This window comes from Sphingopyxis sp. JAI108 (assembly GCF_013410105.1).
GTDB lineage: Bacteria > Pseudomonadota > Alphaproteobacteria > Sphingomonadales > Sphingomonadaceae > Sphingopyxis > Sphingopyxis chilensis.
This window is the reverse complement of the sequence record NZ_JACCCJ010000001.1, coordinates 568,478-586,611: the sequence shown is the minus strand read 5'-3', so window position 1 is coordinate 586,611 and position 18,134 is coordinate 568,478. Positions and strand designations below refer to the sequence as shown.

Sequence of the window (18,134 nt, the reverse complement as noted above, 5' to 3'; positions counted from 1 at the left end):
CGCGTTTCCAGGGGGCCAGATCAGCCCGTTTTGACGACGCAGCCCTCCGGCGCGTCGGCTGGCGTCGGCACGCGGCGCGCGGTCTTGATCGTCACTTGCGGTTCGAGCATCTGGCCGACCATCACGCCTTCGCCCGCGGTGGGCGAGATCGGCGCGTTGAAGATCGCCTCCGCCACCTCGGCGCCGCCGACAATTTCGCCGAACACGGCAAAGCCGGCGCCGTCACCGCCCGGCGCATCGCTGTCGAATCCCTTGATGTCGGACAGGAGCAGGAAGAAATCGCTCGTCGCGTCGCCGGGGTTGAGCCGCGCCATCGACAGGGCGCCCTTGCAGTTGGTGAGGCCGGTGGTCGCCGTCGGCTCGTGCGCGATGGGCGGGAAACTCCGGCGCGCGTCGCCGCGGTTGCCCGCCTGGATAAGCTGGTTCGCCGGGCCCCAGCTCTTCGTCGAGCGGTAGAATTTGAATCCGTCCATCCGTTTTGCGTCGACATAGCGGAGGAAATTCGCCGCGGTGACCGGCGCGCGCTTGTCCTCGATCCGCAAGGTAATCGTGCCAAGGTCGGTGACGAGCGCCACATAGGGCCGCGTGTCGGCTTCGACCACCGGCGTGACAGGCACCGGGACCGAGGGGATGGGCGGCGGCAATTGGGTCGCCTGCGGCGGAACGGCCGGCGATTGGGCGGCAAGTGCGATGGCGGTGAGGATCGTGAGCATGGCCGATACATAGACAAAGAAAGCAGGCGCTGGCGACCCCCGATTGAGCCAGCGGCGACGAGCGCGTGATTGGAAAAGGCACCGAGCCGGGCTAGGCACGTGCGCCAGGAATAAAGCGAAGAAGAGGAAACCGATGTCCGAGACGCCGAACCGCGACGCCGCGCCCGAACCCGCGCCTGCCTCGCCCGCCGCCGCGGCCGGATCGCGCCTGCTGCGCTACCTGCCGCTTATCACCGTCGCGCATTTCCTGATCGGCCTGCCGGCGCTGATTGCATCGCTCGCGCTCGCTTATTTCGCTTTCGTGCAGGCCGACGCGACGCAAAAGATGCAGACCGGCGGCGTCATGCCCTTCGTCACGTTCGGCACAAGCAACGGGGACGAGGAGGGTAATCAGGATATAGCGCTGACGCTGACGAACAATGGCGTCGGCCCCGCGATCCTCGGCCCCATCGAAATCCGCTACGAAGGCAAGCCGATAACCACCCCGGTCGACTTGCTCAGGGCATGCTGCACGGAAAGCGAGGCGCGCGCCTTGCGCTTTTCGACCTCGCCTTCGACCGGGATCGCGGTGCGGCCCGGCGAAACCATCGAATTCGTCAGTTTCCCGCGCACCCCCGCATCGGAGAAGGTCTGGCAGACATTCAACAAGGAGCGATGGAAGCTCGAGGTTCGCTCCTGCTATTGCTCGATCTTCAACGATTGCTGGATCACCGAAGGCATGCAGGGGTTGCCCAAGGCGGTCAACAAATGCCCCGCCGACTGGTCGCTCTATCGCGAGGATGCGGGAAACCGGATTGCCGGGGTCGATCCCAAGTAATTCAACCAGTCGGTTGACAATAAGGTCCGGCTGTGCATATTCAACGACATGGTTGAATATGATTCGCACACCCTCGACACGATCTTCCACGCGCTGGGCGATACGACGCGCCGCGCGATGCTGGGCGAACTCGCCGCCGGTGAACGCACCGTCGGCGAACTCGCCAAGCCGTTCGCGATGTCGCTTGCCGCAGCGTCGAAACATATCAAGGTCCTCGAGGCCGCCGGGCTGGTCCGCCGCGACATCCGTGGCCGCACCCACGTCTGCAGCCTCGATCCCGTTCCGCTGATGCGTGCCGATCAGTGGATCGGCATCTACCGGCGCTTCTGGACCGATCGCCTCGATGTGCTCGAGAAAATCCTGCGCGCCGACGCGGCCGCGCCGCCGCCCCCAAGAAACCCCTCCCCGGGAAAGAAGGAGAATGACGATGACGACGATGCTTGACCATGACCGTTACGGGGTGCTCACCGAGCCCGCGACACTGACGATCACCCGCCTGCTTTCCGGCCCGGTCGACCGGATCTGGGCCTATCTCATCGACGGCGATCTGCGTCGCCAGTGGCTGGCGGCGGGCGCGATGGAGGAAAGGGTCGGCGCTCCGGTCGATCTCGTCTGGCGCAACGACGAGCTTACCGATCCGCCGGGCACGCGCCCCGACGGTTTCGGCGACGAACACCGGATGCTCTGCGAAGTCGTCGCGATCGACGCCCCGCGCCTCCTGTCGATCAGTTGGGGCAGCACCGGCGGCGTCACCTTCACGCTCGACGAAAAGGGCGACGAGGTGCTGCTGACCATCGTCCACAAGCGGATCGAGGATCCCGAGGTGCGGCTCAACGTCAGCGCGGGCTGGCACGCGCACCTCGACGTGCTCGAAGCGCGCGCGCGCGGAACGCAGGCGGCGCCGCACTGGGACAATTGGGTCCGGCTGCGCGACGCCTATGCCGAGCGGCTGTTCGGCTGATTTGCCTGCGATTCCGAAGGAAAGGGCCGCACAAGCGGCCCTTTCCATGTGGCTGAAACGACCGATTGCGGACGCCCTTCTCCCCTCCCGCTTGCGGGAGGAGAAATCCGTTCATGACCTCAACGGCGGCTCCCCACCCCAAAGCCGCCATTCCATCCCAACAAAAAAAAGGGCCGCCTTTCGGCAGCCCCTTCTCTTTTCCTTGATGGAAGGATTAGTCCTTCAGGAAGTCGGGCACATGGCCCTGGTCTTCCGGACCGTCTTCCGAGCGCTCGCGGCGCGGGCCGCGGTCGGCGCCGCCGTCACGGCGCGGGCCACGGTCGCGGTCACGACCGCCGCCGCCACGCGGGCCGCGGTCGCCGTCACGGCGCGGACCACGATCGCCGCGCGGTTCGCGGGGTTCGCGGGCCGGACGCGTGTCTTCCAGTTCCTCGCCGGTTTCCTGATCAACGACGCGCATCGACAGGCGAACCTTGCCGCGCGGATCGATCTCGAGGACCTTGACCTTGACTTCCTGACCTTCGGAAAGGACGTCGGCGACCTTCTCGACGCGCTCATTCTTGATTTCGCTGACGTGGACGAGACCGTCCTTGCCACCCATGAAATTCACGAACGCACCGAAATCGACGAGGTTGACGACCTTGCCGTCATAGATCTTGCCGACTTCGGCTTCCTCGACGATGCCGCTGATCCACTTGCGGGCGGCGTCGATCTGGTCGAGGTCGCTCGACGAGATTTTGATCAGGCCTTCGTCGTCGATGTCGACCTTCGCGCCGGTGGTCGCGACGATCTCGCGGATCACCTTGCCGCCGGTGCCGATGACGTCGCGGATCTTCGCCTTGTCGATCTGCATCGTCTCGATACGCGGCGCGTGCGCCGACAATTCGCTGCGGGCTTCGCCGAGCGCCTTGTTCATCTCGCCGAGGATGTGCGCGCGGCCTTCCTTGGCCTGGTTCAGCGCGGCTTCGAAGATCTCGCGCGTGATGCCCGCGATCTTGATGTCCATCTGCATCGTGGTGATGCCTTCCGACGTGCCCGCGACCTTGAAGTCCATGTCGCCGAGGTGATCCTCGTCGCCCAGGATGTCCGACAGGATCGCATAATCCTTGCCTTCGAGGATCAGGCCCATGGCGATGCCCGAGACGGGACGCTTGATCGGCACGCCGGCGTCCATCATCGCGAGCGAACCGCCGCACACCGACGCCATCGACGACGAGCCGTTCGACTCGGTGATGTCGCTGGTCAGACGGATCGTGTAGGGGAATTCGTCCTTGGTCGGCAGCACGGGGTGCAGCGCACGCCATGCCAGCTTGCCGTGACCGACTTCGCGGCGGCCCGGCGCGCCGAAGCGGCCGACTTCGCCGACCGAATAGGGCGGGAAGTTATAGTGCAGCATGAAGTTCTGGTACGACAGGCCGTTGAGGCCGTCGATCATCTGCTCCGCATCCTTGGTGCCCAGCGTGGCGGTCGCGATCGTCTGCGTCTCGCCGCGCGTGAACAGCGCCGAGCCGTGCGCACGCGGCAGGAAGTGCGTTTCGGCCACGATCGGACGGATCTGCGTCGTCGTGCGGCCGTCGATGCGCTTGCCGTCCTTTAGGATGGCGCCGCGGACGATTTCGGCTTCGAGCTTCTTGGTCAGCTTGATGCCGGCCATGACTTCCTGCGGCGCGAGACCGTCTTCAGTGAACTGCGCCTTCGCCTTCGCGCGCGCTTCGTTGAGCGCGTTCGAGCGGGCCGACTTGTCGGTCAACTTGTAGGCGGCGGCAATGTCCTTGCCGATCAGCTTCTTCAGCTTGTCCTTGATGCCGGCATTGTCGTCCGACGAAGCGACTTCCCACGGATCCTTCGCGGCCTGTTCGGCGAGCTTGACGACCGCCTTGACGACTTCCTTGCACGCATCGTGCGCGAAGAGGACGGCGCCGAGCATGATCTCTTCCGACAGCTCATTGGCTTCGGATTCGACCATCATCACCGCGTCGTAGGTGGCGGCGACGACAAGGTCGAGGTCGCCTTCGGCAACCTGCGCGTCGGTCGGGTTCAGGATATATTCGCCGTCGACATAGCCGACGCGCGCGGCGCCGATCGGGCCCATGAACGGCACGCCCGAGATGGTGAGCGCGGCCGACGCGGCGACCATCGCGAGGATGTCGGGCTCGTTATGGCCGTCATAGCTCAGAACCTGGGCAATGGCGTTGATTTCGTTGTAGAAACCTTCGGGGAACAGCGGGCGGATCGGGCGGTCGATCAGGCGGCTGACCAGCGTTTCCTTTTCGGTCGCGCCGCGTTCGCGCTTGAAGAAACCGCCCGGGATGCGGCCGGCGGCCGAATATTTTTCCTGATAATGGACGGTGAGCGGGAAGAAGTCTTGCCCGTCCTTGACCGACTTGGCGGCGGTCACGGCGCACAGGACGACCGTTTCGCCCAGCGTCGCCATCACGGCGCCGTCGGCCTGGCGGGCAACCTTGCCCGTTTCGAGCGTCAGCGTTTCACCGCCCCACTCGATCGATACTTTTTTCACGTCAAACATGTGGTTTCCTTCGCCCGCCGAGCCCTATGCCGGGCGGGGCCTCTGTGTCCGGGCAATCCGGCCCGGGGCGGTGTAGGGCGTCTGTCTGCCCTATGGCGGTCCCGCCGGATGCGGGAGCGGCCCTGTGACCCCGGGCATCATGCGCGGGGCCAATATGACAGCGGCCCCGGAAGTCCGGGGCCGCCAGAAATTCTTATTTGCGGAGACCAAGCTTCGCGATCAGCGCCTGATAGCGGCCCTCGTCCTTCTTCTTCAGATAGTCGAGGAGGCTGCGGCGCTTGTTGACCATCATCAGAAGGCCGCGGCGGCTGTGATTGTCCTTGTGGTGCGCCTTGAAGTGGGCGGTCAGCGTGTTGATGCGGTCGGTCAGGATTGCGACCTGCACTTCCGGCGAACCGGTGTCGCCCTTTGCACGGGCATTGTCATTGATGACTTCGGTTTTGCGCTCGGCGGTAATCGACATATTCAGACTTCCTTCGAACATCCTTGTTTAAATGTTGAAGCCCCGGACGACTTTCAGCGTTCCCGCCAAAGCCTCGATCAGGGCAACGGGACGCATGTCGCTGTCCCTTCCCCAATAGAGCCCGTCATCCGCGCTTACCCCGGTCCAGACGCGACCCTGACGGATCGCCCCTGCCGCTTCCGGGGAAAGGTTCAGAGCCGGGATGTCGACCAGCCCTGCCTCGAGCGGCAGAATAATTTCTGATTGGGCGGCCCCTTGGCCGAAAGCGTTCAATTTGTCCAGCGAAATCGCCTGTTCGAGCGTGAACGGCCCGGCTTTCGTGCGGCGGAGCATCGTGACATGCCCGACGGAGCCGACGGCGCGTGCGATGTCGCGCGCAAGGCTTCGGATATAGGTGCCCTTCGAGACATGCGCGGTGAGTGTGATCGATTCGAGCGGGCCTTCCCCGCGCTCGTCACCCCGGAGAGAGAAAATGGTAACGCTGCGCGCCTTCATCTCGACCGCTTCGCCCTTGCGCGCGAGGTCATAGGCCCGCTGGCCGTCGATCTTGATCGCCGAATAGGCGGGCGGCACCTGCTCGATCGGCCCGGTGAAGCGCGGCACCACCGCCTCGATGTCCGCCAGCGTCGGTCGCACGTCGCTCGTCGCGACTACTTCGCCCTCGGCATCGAGACCGGCGGTCTCGGTTCCGAACGCGATCGTGAAGTCATAGGTCTTGCTCGCATCGAGCATCCGGCCGCACAGCTTCGTCGCCTCGCCGAGCGCGATCGGGAGCACGCCCGACGCGAGCGGGTCGAGCGTCCCGCCATGGCCGACCTTGACCTTGCCCAGCCCCGCTTCGCGGCACACGCGCTTGACCGCGCCGACCGCCTGCGTCGATCCGAGCCCCACGGGTTTGTCGAGAATGATCCAGCCGTTCATCCCGCGCCGCTAGAGCATTTTCAAGTCAGGTGGAACCTGACGGTTCGTAAAATGCGGAAGATAAAAATCGCGGACACGCCGCTGTCAATCTTGCGCGGCCTTTTCGGCCTCGCGCGCCGCCTTGCGCTCTTCCTTCGACGGCGGCGGCCCCGATGTGACAAAAGAGGTCAGCGGGCAGCGTTCGCCGCGAACGATGATCGACGCGAACTTGTCGAGCCGCCCGGCACCACGCGTTTCGACGCCGATGGCGTGCGCGAAATCGACGTCGCGGCAGATGCCGATGAAGGTGCCGTAATACCAGTTGCGTCGGCGATCCTGAATCCAGATGCCGCGATCGCGGTCGGCCTGCCAGTTGCGGATCGAGCTATCGCTGGGGAAGACGATGCTCGCCTCGACACCGAGCGCGCGCGGTTCCTCGGCGGGCTCGATGGCCGCCGCCGCAGAAAGGGGAAGCAGCAAGGCGGCCAGGGAGAGTGCGAGTTTCTTCATGACGACTCGCGTAGCAGAGCGAGGCTGAACCGGTGCTGACCTCTGCCCGTTACCCCGTCCACTCATCCGCGAGCAGCGACCAGAGCCCGGTGTCGCGAACATATCCCGTCCAGGTGATGCGCTCGGAACGCAGCACGCCTTCTTTCGTGCAGCCAAGCTTGGCGACCGCAGCCTGGCTGCGCTTGTTCCGCTCGTCGATGCGGAACTCGATACGGCGGATGCCGGCCGCGAACGCGTGATCGATCATCAGCTTTTTGATCCGCGTGTTGAGCCCCGTCCCCCGCGCGTCGGGGTGGATATAGCTGTTACCGATCTCGACCGTTTGCGCAGAGACGTCGGGCCGCAAATAGGCGGTCATGCCGACAAGCGTATCGCCGTCGAAAATCGCGTAGGCCATACGGCTCGCATGCCCGACCAGCGCATCGAACGCGGCATCGAAATGCTCGGGATCGAAACTCGACGAATAGATCGTCCAGATGTCGGCATCGGCGGCGCAGGCGGCGCGCAGCGCCTTGCGATGCGGCTCCGCCAGTTTGACGAGTTTCAGACCGCCATCGGCGAGCTCGGCATAGAGCCGGTCAAGCATCGGCGAGCGCCCCGGCAGCCTCGCGCCGCTTGGCCATGAAATGCCGCCGGCACATCGCGATATAGCGGTCGTTGCCGCCGATTTCGGTCTGTGCGCCCTCGACCACCGCGCGGCCCGCTTCATCAACGCGCAGGTTCATCGTCGCCTTGCGCCCGCATTCGCACACGGCCTTCAATTCGACGAGCGCGTCGGCGATGCCGAGCAGCGCCGCCGATCCGGGGAAGAGGTTGGCGGCAAAGTCGGTGCGGAGGCCATAACAAAGCACCGGAATATTCGCCTCGTCGGCGAGGCGCGCCAATTGCAGCACCTGCTCGCGCGACAGGAATTGCGCCTCGTCGACGAGCACGCAGGCAAGCGGGCGCTGCCCATTCTCTTCGCCGACCGCCGCGAACAAGTCGCTGTCGGGGTCGAACTTGTGCGCCTCGGCCATCAGCCCGATGCGGCTCGTCACTTGCCCCTGCCCGTAGCGGTCGTCGAGCGCCGCGGTCCACAGCATCGTTTCCATGCCGCGCTCGCGATAGTTGAAATCCGCCTGCAACAGCGTCGTCGACTTGCCCGCATTCATGCTGGCATAATAGAAATAGAGCTTGGCCATGCGTGCGCGATAACCTGCATATCGACCCTCGTCACCGTGGAATCGGGGGGACAACTTGACTCGACCACGCCCCCTGTCATGCTGCACGCCAAAGAGTGCAGCATATTCAGTGGGGAGAGCTGCGATGCGATTGATGCCGGTGACCGACGCGATGTTCCTGTGGGGGGAGAGCCGCGAGACGCCGATGCACATCGGCGGCATCAATCTCTACACGCTGCCCGACGGGGTCGACGAGACCGAGTGGCTGCACGAGCAGCTCGCGCTGCTCCGCCAGTCGGAGGGCCTCAGGCGGCCGTTCAGCGAGGTGCTGAAACTGACGCCGTTTGGCCAGTATGGCCCGATCCGCCTCGAGCCCGATCGCGACATCGACATGCATTACCATGTCCGCGCCGCCGCACTGCCCAAGCCGGGGCGCTACCGCGAGATGTTCGAACTAGCCTCGCGGCTTCATTCTGGACTGCTCGACCGCACCCGGCCGCTCTGGGAAATCACGCTGATCTCGGGCCTTCCCAACCGCCAGATCGCGACCTTCAAGAAGGTGCACCACGCGCTGATGGACGGCGCCGCAAGCATCCATTTCTATAATTCGATGCTGTCGGCGGACCCAGGGGAACGGCGCGCCGCATCGCCGCTCTCGGTCGAAGCCTATGAAGCCTATAAGCGCCTGTTCCCGCCGCCGAAAAAGCCCGCGCGCCCCAGCCTGACCGACATCAAGGCGATCGGCGATTTCCTGAAGGAGCAATGGGGCAACAGCGTCGGGGTGACGAAGGCGATGAACCAGTATCTCGCCGCGATGTTCGGCATCGGCGGCGAGGGCCTCGCGACGCCCTTTGCCGGGGTGCCGCGCACCAGCTTCAACCGCAACATCACCGGCGCGCGCCGTTTCGTCGCGCAAAGCTGGTCGCTCGAGCGCGTGCGCGCGATGGGCAAGGCCTATGACGGCACGATCAACGACGCGGTGCTCGGCATGTGCGCGGGGGCGATGCGCAAATATCTCCAGTCGCTGAACGAACTGCCCGACAAGCCATTGAAAGCCATGGCGCCGGTGTCGATCCGGCCCAAGGACGATATCGATTCGGGCAATTCGGTCGCATCGGTGACCGCGAACCTCGCGACGCATATCGACGATCCGGCGACGCGCATGGCGATGATCCAGGAATCGATGAATTCGGCGAAGGCGCAGCTCCGCGCGATGACCGCGGCGCAGATCCAGCTCTATACCGCGATCACCAGCTTTCCCATGATGCTCACCGCGCTCACCCGCACCGCCGACAAATTCCCCGCTTACTCGGTGACGATCTCGAACGTCCCCGGCCCGCGCGAGCAGATGTACTGGAACGGCGCGCGGCTCGACGGCATGTACCCCGCGAGCATCCCCGTCGATGGCATGGCGATGAACATCACGCAGGTTTCGAATTTCAGGAACATCGACTTCGGCATCACCGCCTGCCGCCGCAGCGTGCCGCACGCGCAGCGGATGATCGACTATCTGGAGGAAGCGCTGGTCGAACTGGAAGCGGCAGCGGGGATCAAGAAGGGGAAATAGCCTTCCCTGTCATTGCGAGCGAAGCGAAGCAATCTCCCGCCCTCGTCCGGACATGCCGTGCGCTGGGGATTGCTTCGTCGTGCGCTCCTCGCAATGACGGAGCGGGAAGGTGGCCTTACTCCCCCTCGCCTTCGGGCGCCGTCAGATCACGCGCCACCTTCGGATCGCGCAGCAATTTGTCGATATGACTCGCCTCGTCGAAGCTTTCGTCGCTCAGAAATTTCAGTTTCGCGGCATATTTCATGCTCATCTTTTCGGCGACGCTCTTTTGCAGCCAGGCGGTGTTGGTGCGCAGCGCCTTCAGCACCGCTTCCTCGTCCTTGCCGAGCAACGGCTTCACAAAGACGGTCGCGTGGCGAAGGTCGGGCGACATGCGGACTTCGGTAATGCTCACCGGATGCTTGGTGAGCAGGTCGTCGTGGACGTCGCCGCGCGCGAGGATTTCGGAGAGAATATGGCGCACCTGCTCGCCGACGCGCAGCACGCGAACCGAGGGGCCGCTGTCCCTTTTCCGATCCTTTTCGGGTTTCATGGCTCGGCTTTCTCCAACTGGTCGAGCTTGTCGACGATCCGGGCGATCGAACGCATGTTGCGCGCCGTGCCCTTATGTTCCAACCGCCGTTCGATCAGCCGCGCGGTCAATTTGCTGTCGGCGACGCCCTCGCCATAATCGATATAAAGGGCGCGGTCACCGAGCGCGAGGCGCTCGTTCGGCTTGATCCACTTGTCGGCCGCCAGCGCGTCGAACTGCGCCTGGGTCGGCTGGCCGTCGAGGAACATGGTGTGGACGAACCTGTCCTCGTTCGTGCCGGCGAAGGGATTATCGGCGATCGCCGCGGCAAGCTCGTCGCGGCTGCGAACCAACGCGGCGCACCGCATGTCGAAGCGGTCATCGACCATCAGCGTCAGCTTCTCCTCAAGCCCGCGCGTCGGACGCGCGGGGTGCGAGAAGATGACATTGCCGCTGGCGACGACGGTTTCGACGTCGGAGAACCCTTCCGCCTCGAATGCCGCACGCAGGTCGGCCATCGTCAGCCGGTTGCCGCCGACGTTGATGCTACCGAATAGGGCCACATAGCGAGCCATGCCGGCACCCCCGCTGCTCCGCAAAGCGGACGCTTTTTACAGCGTCCGTTCGCGCAGTTCGACTTCGAAGACTTCGAGATGGTCGCCCGCCTTGATGTCGTTCGTATCGGCGAGCACCACACCGCATTCGAGACCGGCGCGCACTTCGGCAACATCGTCCTTGAACCGGCGGAGCGACGAGATCGTCGTCGCCGAGACGATGACGTCGTCGCGCGTGAGGCGTGCGTGCAGCCCCTTGCGAATGACGCCTTCGAGCACGAGCAGGCCCGCGGCCTTGTCGCGCTTGCCGGCGGGGAAGACGTCCTTGACCTCGGCGCGGCCGACGACGGTTTCGACGCGTTCCGGACCCAGCTCGCCCGCCATCTCCTTCGCGATCTCGTCGGTCAGGTGGTAGATGACGTCATAGTACATGAAGCGGACTTTTTCGCGGTTCGCAATCTCGCGCGCCTTGGCGTTCGGACGAACGTTGAAGCCGATGATCGGCGCGTTGCTAGCGGCGGCGAGCGTCACGTCGCTCTCGGTGATCGCGCCGGCACCCGACTGGAGCACGCGGACGCGGATCTCGTCGGTCGACAGGCGATTCAGCGCGTTGACGATCGCTTCGACCGACCCCTGCACATCGCCCTTGATGACCACCGGGAACTGGATGACGTTCGCCTTGTCGGCGAGCGCCTCGAACATGCCTTCGAGGCTGACCGGCGCCTGCGCCGTCCGCTTGCGAAGCGCCTGTTCCTGGCGATAGGCGGCGACTTCGCGGGCGCGCGCCTCATTCTCGACGACGGTCAGCGTATCGCCCGCCATCGGCACACCGCCGAGGCCGAGAACCTCGACCGGCAACGACGGGCCGGCCGACTTGATCTGCTCGCCCTTGTCGTTGATCAGCGCGCGAACGCGGCCGCTTTCGGCGCCGCAGACGAAGATGTCGCCGACCTTGAGCGTCCCGCGGCGGACGAGGATCGTCGCGACGGGGCCGCGGCCCTTGTCCAGCTTCGCCTCGACCACCGTGCCTTCCGCGGCGCGGTCGGGGTTGGCTTTCAGTTCCATGATCTCGGCCTGCACCGCGATCGCGTCGAGCAGCTTGTCGAGGCCGGTCTTCTTCAGCGCCGACACTTCGACATTCTGGACGTCGCCGCCCATTTCCTCGACCACCAGCTCATGCTCGAGCAGGCGTTCGCGGACGCGTTGCGGGTTGGCACCTTCCTTGTCGACCTTGTTGATCGCGACGATGATCGGCACGCCTGCCGCCTTGGCATGGGCGATCGCCTCGATCGACTGCGGCTTGAGCCCGTCGTCGGCGGCGACCACCAGGATTACGATGTCGGTCACGTTCGCGCCGCGCTGGCGCATTTCGGTGAACGCCTCGTGGCCCGGCGTATCGAGGAAGGTGACGAGCGACCCATCGGGGGTCTTCACCTGATAGGCGCCGATATGCTGGGTGATGCCGCCGGCCTCGCCCGCGACGACATTCGCGCCGCGAAGCGCGTCGAGCAGGCTGGTCTTGCCGTGGTCGACATGGCCCATGATCGTGACGACGGGCGCGCGCGGCTGAAGCAGCGCGGCATCGTCGACGTCCTGGTCGTGGCGAATGTCGATGTCGCCTTCGCTGACGCGCTTGATCTCGTGCCCGAATTCGGTGACGAGCAGTTCGGCGGTGTCCTGGTCGATCGTTTGGTTGATCGTGACGGGCATGCCCATCTTGAACAGCGCTTTCACCAGGTCGCTGCCCTTTTCGGCCATGCGGTTGGCGAGATCCTGAACCGTGATCGCCTCGGGCACGACGACTTCGCGGACCTGCTTTTCGCGCGGCCCCGACGAAGCGGTGTGCGAGCGCTTTTCCTTTTCGCGAGCGCGCTTCAGCGCGGCGAGGCTGCGCGCACGGGCGCCCTCGTCCTCGTTGAGCGCGCGCGTGACGGTCAGCTTGCCCGACTGGCGGCGATTGTCGGCACCGCGGTTCGCTTTCGGCTCCGGACGCTTGGGTTCGGGGCGCTTCGGCGCCTCGACCGGCGTGAAGCGGCGCGGCGCGGGAGCGGCGCTGGTCGCAGGACGCGCGGCCGGGGCGTCTGCTTGCGGCTGCTCAGCGGCGGCCGCGGGCGCTTCGGCGGCGGGTTCCGGTGCGGCCGGAGCGGGGGCGGGTTCGGCCGCTTCTGCTGCGGCCTGTTCCTGCCGCGCTTCGGCACGGGCCTTCTCTTCATCGGCAGCGCGCGCGCGCGCCGCTTCTTCGCGGCGGCGATTTTCCTCGAGCGCGTTCATGCGCGCTTCTTCGGCCTCGCGCAGCAATTGCGCCTGTCGTTCCTGGCGCGTCATCAAGCTGTCGGGCGCGGCGGCCTTCGGCGCAGCAGGCTTGGGCGCCGGCGCGGGCGCCGGTGCGGGCTCAGGCGCCGGAGCGGCCTGGACCTCTTCGGCCTCGGGTGCCGGGGCGGCTTCGCCCGGACGGCCCAGCACGCGGCGCCGCTTCACCTCGACCACCACCGTATTCCGGCGCCCGTGGCTGAATTGCTGCTGCACCTGTCCGGCCTCGACCGTCCGCTTCAGCCCCAGAGGCTTGCGGGTAAGGGTCGGTTTGTCCTGTTCGTCACTCATCGAAAACCATCATTCCTTCAAAACGCGTCCGAAGCGGCGGTGCTTGTCGGCAACGCCCCAATATTTTCCTCGCCAGAGACTGACGTGGCGTGCGGGTCGGAATCGCGGTTGGCCGCGTCCCTACTCCATCCTGTGAAAAACTGCCAGCGGCTCAAATGCGCCAGCACCCGCGCCGCTGCGCGAGCATCGGTCAAGGCCAGATGCACCGCATTCTCGCGCCCCAATGCCATAGATAGGGTGCCGCGGTCCACCGGCAAGACCAGACCTTCGCGGCCCGAGCCTTCGTCGTCCTCGCCGACGCGCCATGCCTGCGCAAGTTTCTTGCGGCCATCCTCGCCCGCATCGCTCGCGTGGAGGAGCAGGCGGACCTGCCCCTTGCGCGCCGCAGTTTCGATCTTTTCATTGCCGCTGAGCAAGGTACCCGATCGCGACTCCAGCCCCAGCCGGTCGAGCGTCGCGCGCTGAAGCTGCGTCTCGATCCGCGCGCCGAGATCGTCGGGGATCGCGATATGGCCCTCGTGAAGCGCGCGCGCGAGCCCCCCCTTGAGCTTGCCCTTGGCCTGCGCGGCTTCGAGGTCGGCGCGGGAAACGCCGATCCACGCGCCGCGTCCCGGCGCCTTGCCATGGACGTCGGGGGCGATGCTGCCGTCGGGGCCGAGCGCCAGGCGCACGAGCTGCTCCGCCGGCGAAACCTCACCGGTCACGACGCAGCGCCGCTCGGGCACATGCTGGCCGCGCCCCTTTGCGCGGTCGGTTTCGGTCAGCTGATCATTGCGCGGGGTCCGCATCGGCGGCCTCCCCGGTTTGCGGCGCCGCCGCGGGCTCGGTTTCCGGCTCGTCGTCGAACCAGTGCGCGCGTGCCGCCATGATGATCTCGTTGCCCTGCTCTTCGCTCAGGCCATATTCGCCGAGCACGCCGCCCTTGTCCTCGGCGCGCTCGCTGCGCGCCGGGCCACGGCGATTGTCCTGGCGCTTCTTCGCGATCAGCTCGTCGGTCGCAAGGTCGGCGAGGTCGTCGAGCGTCTTGATACCGGCCTTGCCGAGCACGACGAGCATTGCTTCGGTCAGGTGCGGAATGTCGGCAAGCGCGTCCTCGACGCCCAGTTCGCGGCGTTCGGCGCGCGATGCTTCCTCGCGGCGTTCCAGCCCTTCGGCGGCACGGCTCTGCAATTCCTGCGCGAGTTCCTCGTCGAAGCCTTCGATGCTCGCCAGTTCCTCGACCGGCACATAGGCGACTTCTTCGAGCTCACCGAAACCTTCGGCGACGAGCAGCTGCGCGAGCGTTTCGTCGACGTCGAGTTCTTCCTGGAACATCGTCGAGCGCTCGACGAATTCGCGCTGGCGCTTTTCGCTTGCATCGGCCTCGGTCATGATGTCGATCTGGCTGCCGGTGAGCTGGCTGGCGAGACGGACATTCTGGCCGCGGCGACCGATGGCGAGGCTGAGCTGGTCGTCGGGAACGACGACTTCGATGCGGCTGTCATCCTCGTCGATGACGACGCGCTGGACCGTTGCGGGCTGGAGCGCGTTGACGACGAAGGTCGCCGTGTCTTCGGACCAAGGGATGATGTCGATCTTTTCGCCCTGCATTTCCTGGACGACGGCCTGGACGCGGCTGCCCTTCATGCCGACGCACGCGCCGACGGGGTCGATGCTGCCGTCATAGCTGATGACGCCGATCTTCGCGCGCGAACCCGGGTCGCGGGCCGCGGCCTTGATCTCGATGATGCCGTCGTAGATTTCGGGCACTTCCTGCGCGAACAGCTTCTTCATGAAGTCGGGGTGCGCGCGCGACAGGAAAATCTGCGGGCCGCGGTTCTCGCGGCGCACCGACAGGATCAGCGCGCGGACGCGATCACCGACGCGCATCAGTTCGCGCGGGATCTGCTGGTCGCGGCGGATCACGCCTTCGGCGCGGCCGAGGTTGACGACGATGTGGCCGAATTCGACCGATTTCACGACGCCGGTGATGATCTCACCCGCGCGGTCCTTGAATTCCTCATACTGGCGCTCGCGGTCAGCTTCGCGGACCTTCTGGAAGATCACCTGCTTCGCCGACTGCGCGTCGATGCGGCCGAGGTCGACCGCGGGCAGCGGGTCGACGATGAAGTCGCCGAGCTGGGCGTCCTTCTGCAATTTCTGGCCGGCGGCAAGGTCGACCTGCTTGAAATAATCCTCGACCGTCTCGACCACCTCGACGACGCGCCACAAACGGAGGTCGCCGGTCTGCGCATCGAGCTTGGCGCGAATGTCGTTCTCGGCACCATAGCGCGCGCGCGCGGCGCGCTGGATCGCTTCCTCGATCGCCTCGATGACGATGCCCTTGTCGATCATCTTCTCGCTGGCGACGCTGTTGGCGATCGCGAGCAGCTCGGCCTTGTTGGCGGAAATGGCAGTGGCCATCAGTCCTGTCCTTCTTCTTCCATTTCGTCGGCGCCCTCGATCGAGAGCGGAACGGTTGCGGCAATCAATTTGTCGGTGAGAACCAGCTTCGCCGTGTCGATCGCGTCGAACGGCAGCTTGTGCTCCACCCCTTCTTTATCCGAAATCAAAACGACATCGCCGTCGATACCGATCAGTTCGCCATTGAAGCGCTGGCGCCCGTCGCGCTTCTCTTTCAGCGCGATCTTAGCCTCGTGCCCCGCCCAGTCGGCGAAGTCGGCGCGGCGCGTCAGCGGCCGGTCGATGCCCGGCGACGACACCTCGAGCCGGTAGGCGGCATCGATCGGGTCCTTGCCCGCTTCCTCAAGCGCGTCGAGCCGGTCCGAAATGCGGCGCGACAGGTCGGCGCAATCGTCGATCGTCAGCTGGCGCGTCTCGGGCCGCTCGGCCATCACCTGCAGCGTCGGATCGCTGTCGCCGCCGAAGAAAGCGACGCGCACGAGCGCGAGGCCCATGGCCTCGGCTTCGGGCGCGATGATCGCGTGGAGAGCGTCGAAATCGACCAATGAAATTTCCCAATCCGGATGACCGGAAAGCCATGCAGCTATGGCCGCCGCGGCCCGCGGCCCCGACGTCCCAACTGGCTAACCATGTCAAGAAGTGAGCGCGATATAGGCCTTACCGCGTGAGTCGGCAAGGGGAAAGGCGGACGATCGCGGAACCCGGCTGTTTGGCAGCCGGTCGAGGTTGGAAGCGACCGGTTTCGACCGGAAGCCTGCTGGCCGTCAGTACGGACTTTTCGGGGCGGTTCCCGGCCGGGTGAACAGCTTGCCGCGCTCGGCCCAGAAAACGAGCGCGAGGCCGACGACGGCGGAGATCAGGAAGGCATAGGCGAGCGGCAGCGTGGTGCCGTCATATTGCTGGCCGATCGTCGCACCGACCGTCGCCGCGAGCAAAGTCTTGGCGAAGCTCTGATACGATGAGGCAACGCCGGCCATATGACCGAAATCCTCCATCGCGATCGAACCGAAATTGCTGCCGATGAAACCGACGAGGCCGACGTTCACCATCATCAGCGCGGTGAACATCCACAGGGTCTCGGCGCCGCTGAGCGCCGCGACGATCTGCAATATCGACGTCGCCATGAAGGCGAAGACCGCCGATTGCGACACGCGCCGCGCGCCGTACCGCTCGACGATCGCGGCATTCGAGAAATTGGCGATCGCGATGCCCACCGCGACGCAGGCGAAGATCAGCGGGAACATCGCGCGCGCGCCGAACACCTCGGCGATGATCTGTTCGCTGCTGTTGAGATAGCCGTAGAGCGCGCCCTGCATCATCCCCGATGCGATCATATAGCCCGCGGCGCGGCGGTGCCGCGTCACCGTCGCCCAGCCCGCCACCATCGTCCTGAGATCGAGAGGGCGCACATCGGCGGGATCGAGCGTCTCGGGCAGGCGCCGGAGCCAGAACAGCATCACGATCGACATCACCGCGAGCACGATGAAGATCGCGCGCCAGCCCGCCACCGCGGCGATGCCCGCGCCGATCGTCGGCGCAATGATCGGCACGATCATGAAGACGAGGAATATCAGCGACAATCGCTTCGCCATCGCATCGCCCGCGAACAGGTCGCGGATCACCGCGACGACGATGACGCCGAGCGCGGCGCTGACCAGCCCATGGACGAAGCGCAGCGCGAGCAGCATAGCGAAACTGGTTGCCAGACCGCAACCGATCGAGAGCGCCAGATAGGCGAAGAGCGCCGGGACGAGGACACCCTTGCGTCCGAACCGGTCCGAGAGCGGCCCGTAAAGCAGCGACCCGAACCCGATACCGAGCAGATAGATGGAGATGACATGCTGCCGATCGTTGGCGACGGTCACGCCCAGCGTTTCGCCGATCGCGGGCAGTGCGGGCAGCATCGAATCGATGGCGAGCGCATTGAGCGCCATGACCATCGCCATCATGACTACCATTTCACGGGCGCCCGGCAGGCTCCGTTGGGGGGATTGGGCCGGCTTGTGCATGGCAGGAGCCTATGCGCCCAAGCCGCCGCTTTGGATAGCCCCCAAGGCGAAAGGGCATTGCTATGCAAAGAAAAAGGGCCGCCCGATCAAGGCGGCCCTTCGCTTGTTGCCGACGGGCGGGTCAGGCCTGGCGCGTGCCCGTCATCGCCATCGAGCCGAAGGCGCCGGCCTTGATCGTGCCGGTCAGCGCGTCGCCGTCGATCGTCGCTTCGCATTCGAGCGTCATCGGCATCGGCACCTTCATGTTCATCGTCCAGCTCAGCTTGTTGCCGTCGACCTTGCCATTTTCGACGTCGAGCGAACCCATCGCGCCGGCATTCTGCCCGGTGAAGCTGTAGCCGTTGCTGGTGACGGTGAAAACCGACTTCTGGTCGCCCATCGGCGACTTGGTGACGCAATCATAGCTGCCATCGACTTGGGACATTGGGGCTCTCCTTA

General features: G+C 65.3%; 19 protein-coding genes. 4 read left to right on the top strand and 15 right to left on the bottom strand.

The genetic code is table 11. The annotated features are described in order from the left end of the window. Positions 1 to 20: 20 nt before the first annotated feature. A complete protein-coding gene (locus tag HDC29_RS02740) occupies positions 21 to 713 on the bottom strand; it encodes a peptidylprolyl isomerase (RefSeq protein ID WP_179494143.1) in 693 nt (230 codons plus the stop codon). A 133-nt stretch (positions 714 to 846) separates the two neighbouring features. Between HDC29_RS02740 and HDC29_RS02735 the strand changes: the two genes are divergently transcribed. The 3 genes from HDC29_RS02735 to HDC29_RS02725 are packed head-to-tail and all read left to right on the top strand — an operon-like array spanning position 847 to position 2,491. After that, on the top strand, positions 847 to 1,530 hold the full coding sequence (locus tag HDC29_RS02735) for a hypothetical protein (RefSeq protein ID WP_179494141.1): 684 nt from the start codon (positions 847 to 849) through the stop codon (positions 1,528 to 1,530). Between the two features lie 48 nt (positions 1,531 to 1,578). After that, complete coding sequence (locus tag HDC29_RS02730) at positions 1,579 to 1,974, top strand: helix-turn-helix transcriptional regulator (RefSeq protein WP_179494139.1); 396 nt, start codon at positions 1,579 to 1,581, stop codon at positions 1,972 to 1,974. Continuing rightward, positions 1,958 to 2,491, top strand: coding sequence for an SRPBCC family protein (locus HDC29_RS02725; RefSeq protein ID WP_218844286.1), 534 nt, complete (start codon positions 1,958 to 1,960; stop codon positions 2,489 to 2,491). The genes HDC29_RS02730 and HDC29_RS02725 overlap by 17 nt, the downstream gene beginning before the upstream one ends. A gap of 214 nt (positions 2,492 to 2,705) precedes the next feature. On the opposite strand, the gene pnp is transcribed toward HDC29_RS02725, so the two are convergent. From pnp to HDC29_RS02695, 6 genes are all read right to left on the bottom strand, one after another. After that, the gene (gene pnp / locus HDC29_RS02720; protein WP_179494135.1) at positions 2,706 to 5,018 is read right to left on the bottom strand and encodes a polyribonucleotide nucleotidyltransferase; all 2,313 of its coding nucleotides are present in this window, start codon (positions 5,016 to 5,018) and stop codon (positions 2,706 to 2,708) included. A 193-nt stretch (positions 5,019 to 5,211) separates the two neighbouring features. After that, positions 5,212 to 5,481 carry a 30S ribosomal protein S15 gene (gene rpsO, locus HDC29_RS02715; RefSeq protein WP_179494133.1) on the bottom strand — a complete coding sequence of 90 codons (270 nt, stop codon included), beginning with the start codon at positions 5,479 to 5,481 and terminating at the stop codon, positions 5,212 to 5,214. A 27-nt stretch (positions 5,482 to 5,508) separates the two neighbouring features. Further along, positions 5,509 to 6,402 (bottom strand): tRNA pseudouridine(55) synthase TruB, encoded by an 894-nt coding sequence (gene truB, locus HDC29_RS02710; protein ID WP_179494131.1) that lies wholly within the window; start codon positions 6,400 to 6,402, stop codon positions 5,509 to 5,511. Between the two features lie 84 nt (positions 6,403 to 6,486). Continuing rightward, positions 6,487 to 6,891, bottom strand: coding sequence for a DUF6491 family protein (locus HDC29_RS02705; RefSeq protein WP_257018008.1), 405 nt, complete (start codon positions 6,889 to 6,891; stop codon positions 6,487 to 6,489). A 49-nt stretch (positions 6,892 to 6,940) separates the two neighbouring features. After that, positions 6,941 to 7,477: a GNAT family N-acetyltransferase gene (locus HDC29_RS02700; RefSeq protein ID WP_179494129.1), complete on the bottom strand. Its 537-nt coding sequence runs from the start codon at positions 7,475 to 7,477 to the stop codon at positions 6,941 to 6,943. Continuing rightward, a complete protein-coding gene (locus HDC29_RS02695) occupies positions 7,470 to 8,072 on the bottom strand; it encodes a thymidine kinase (protein ID WP_179494127.1) in 603 nt (200 codons plus the stop codon). Before HDC29_RS02695 ends, HDC29_RS02700 begins: the two co-directional genes overlap by 8 nt. A gap of 124 nt (positions 8,073 to 8,196) precedes the next feature. Between HDC29_RS02695 and HDC29_RS02690 the strand changes: the two genes are divergently transcribed. Continuing rightward, on the top strand, positions 8,197 to 9,618 hold the full coding sequence (locus HDC29_RS02690) for a wax ester/triacylglycerol synthase family O-acyltransferase (RefSeq protein WP_179494125.1): 1,422 nt from the start codon (positions 8,197 to 8,199) through the stop codon (positions 9,616 to 9,618). 115 nt (positions 9,619 to 9,733) lie between these two features. On the opposite strand, the gene rbfA is transcribed toward HDC29_RS02690, so the two are convergent. The 8 genes from rbfA to HDC29_RS02650 form a co-directional block, all read right to left on the bottom strand. Next, positions 9,734 to 10,150, bottom strand: coding sequence for a 30S ribosome-binding factor RbfA (gene rbfA / locus HDC29_RS02685; RefSeq protein ID WP_179494123.1), 417 nt, complete (start codon positions 10,148 to 10,150; stop codon positions 9,734 to 9,736). Then, positions 10,147 to 10,704 (bottom strand): DUF1697 domain-containing protein, encoded by a 558-nt coding sequence (locus tag HDC29_RS02680; protein WP_179494121.1) that lies wholly within the window; start codon positions 10,702 to 10,704, stop codon positions 10,147 to 10,149. Before HDC29_RS02680 ends, rbfA begins: the two co-directional genes overlap by 4 nt. 36 nt (positions 10,705 to 10,740) lie before the next feature. Continuing rightward, complete coding sequence (gene infB, locus HDC29_RS02675; protein WP_179494119.1) at positions 10,741 to 13,284, bottom strand: translation initiation factor IF-2; 2,544 nt, start codon at positions 13,282 to 13,284, stop codon at positions 10,741 to 10,743. Positions 13,285 to 13,301: 17 nt separating this feature from the next. Continuing rightward, the gene (locus tag HDC29_RS02670) at positions 13,302 to 14,072 is read right to left on the bottom strand and encodes a DUF448 domain-containing protein (protein WP_179494118.1); all 771 of its coding nucleotides are present in this window, start codon (positions 14,070 to 14,072) and stop codon (positions 13,302 to 13,304) included. Next, on the bottom strand, positions 14,053 to 15,687 hold the full coding sequence (gene nusA, locus HDC29_RS02665) for a transcription termination factor NusA (RefSeq protein WP_179494116.1): 1,635 nt from the start codon (positions 15,685 to 15,687) through the stop codon (positions 14,053 to 14,055). The genes HDC29_RS02670 and nusA overlap by 20 nt, the downstream gene beginning before the upstream one ends. After that, positions 15,687 to 16,232: a ribosome maturation protein RimP gene (gene rimP / locus HDC29_RS02660; protein ID WP_179494115.1), complete on the bottom strand. Its 546-nt coding sequence runs from the start codon at positions 16,230 to 16,232 to the stop codon at positions 15,687 to 15,689. Before rimP ends, nusA begins: the two co-directional genes overlap by 1 nt. Before the next feature lie 219 nt (positions 16,233 to 16,451). After that, the gene (locus HDC29_RS02655; protein ID WP_257018007.1) at positions 16,452 to 17,645 is read right to left on the bottom strand and encodes a multidrug effflux MFS transporter; all 1,194 of its coding nucleotides are present in this window, start codon (positions 17,643 to 17,645) and stop codon (positions 16,452 to 16,454) included. A gap of 172 nt (positions 17,646 to 17,817) precedes the next feature. Next, the gene (locus HDC29_RS02650) at positions 17,818 to 18,120 is read right to left on the bottom strand and encodes a hypothetical protein (RefSeq protein ID WP_179494111.1); all 303 of its coding nucleotides are present in this window, start codon (positions 18,118 to 18,120) and stop codon (positions 17,818 to 17,820) included. Positions 18,121 to 18,134 lie beyond the last annotated feature (14 nt).

Coding starts and splice junctions, on each gene's coding strand:
- HDC29_RS02655 (WP_257018007.1), bottom strand. CDS start 17,645: ATGGTAGTCATGATGGCGATGGTCATGGCGCTCAATGCGCTCGCCATC.
- rbfA (WP_179494123.1), bottom strand. CDS start 10,150: ATGAAACCCGAAAAGGATCGGAAAAGGGACAGCGGCCCCTCGGTTCGC.
- rpsO (WP_179494133.1), bottom strand. CDS start 5,481: ATGTCGATTACCGCCGAGCGCAAAACCGAAGTCATCAATGACAATGCC.
- nusA (WP_179494116.1), bottom strand. CDS start 15,687: ATGGCCACTGCCATTTCCGCCAACAAGGCCGAGCTGCTCGCGATCGCC.
- HDC29_RS02730 (WP_179494139.1), top strand. CDS start 1,579: ATGGTTGAATATGATTCGCACACCCTCGACACGATCTTCCACGCGCTG.
- HDC29_RS02650 (WP_179494111.1), bottom strand. CDS start 18,120: ATGTCCCAAGTCGATGGCAGCTATGATTGCGTCACCAAGTCGCCGATG.
- HDC29_RS02705 (WP_257018008.1), bottom strand. CDS start 6,891: ATGAAGAAACTCGCACTCTCCCTGGCCGCCTTGCTGCTTCCCCTTTCT.
- truB (WP_179494131.1), bottom strand. CDS start 6,402: ATGAACGGCTGGATCATTCTCGACAAACCCGTGGGGCTCGGATCGACG.
- HDC29_RS02725 (WP_218844286.1), top strand. CDS start 1,958: ATGACGACGATGCTTGACCATGACCGTTACGGGGTGCTCACCGAGCCC.
- HDC29_RS02680 (WP_179494121.1), bottom strand. CDS start 10,704: ATGGCTCGCTATGTGGCCCTATTCGGTAGCATCAACGTCGGCGGCAAC.
- infB (WP_179494119.1), bottom strand. CDS start 13,284: ATGAGTGACGAACAGGACAAACCGACCCTTACCCGCAAGCCTCTGGGG.
- HDC29_RS02670 (WP_179494118.1), bottom strand. CDS start 14,072: ATGCGGACCCCGCGCAATGATCAGCTGACCGAAACCGACCGCGCAAAG.
- HDC29_RS02735 (WP_179494141.1), top strand. CDS start 847: ATGTCCGAGACGCCGAACCGCGACGCCGCGCCCGAACCCGCGCCTGCC.
- HDC29_RS02695 (WP_179494127.1), bottom strand. CDS start 8,072: ATGGCCAAGCTCTATTTCTATTATGCCAGCATGAATGCGGGCAAGTCG.
- pnp (WP_179494135.1), bottom strand. CDS start 5,018: ATGTTTGACGTGAAAAAAGTATCGATCGAGTGGGGCGGTGAAACGCTG.
- HDC29_RS02700 (WP_179494129.1), bottom strand. CDS start 7,477: ATGCTTGACCGGCTCTATGCCGAGCTCGCCGATGGCGGTCTGAAACTC.
- HDC29_RS02690 (WP_179494125.1), top strand. CDS start 8,197: ATGCGATTGATGCCGGTGACCGACGCGATGTTCCTGTGGGGGGAGAGC.
- HDC29_RS02740 (WP_179494143.1), bottom strand. CDS start 713: ATGCTCACGATCCTCACCGCCATCGCACTTGCCGCCCAATCGCCGGCC.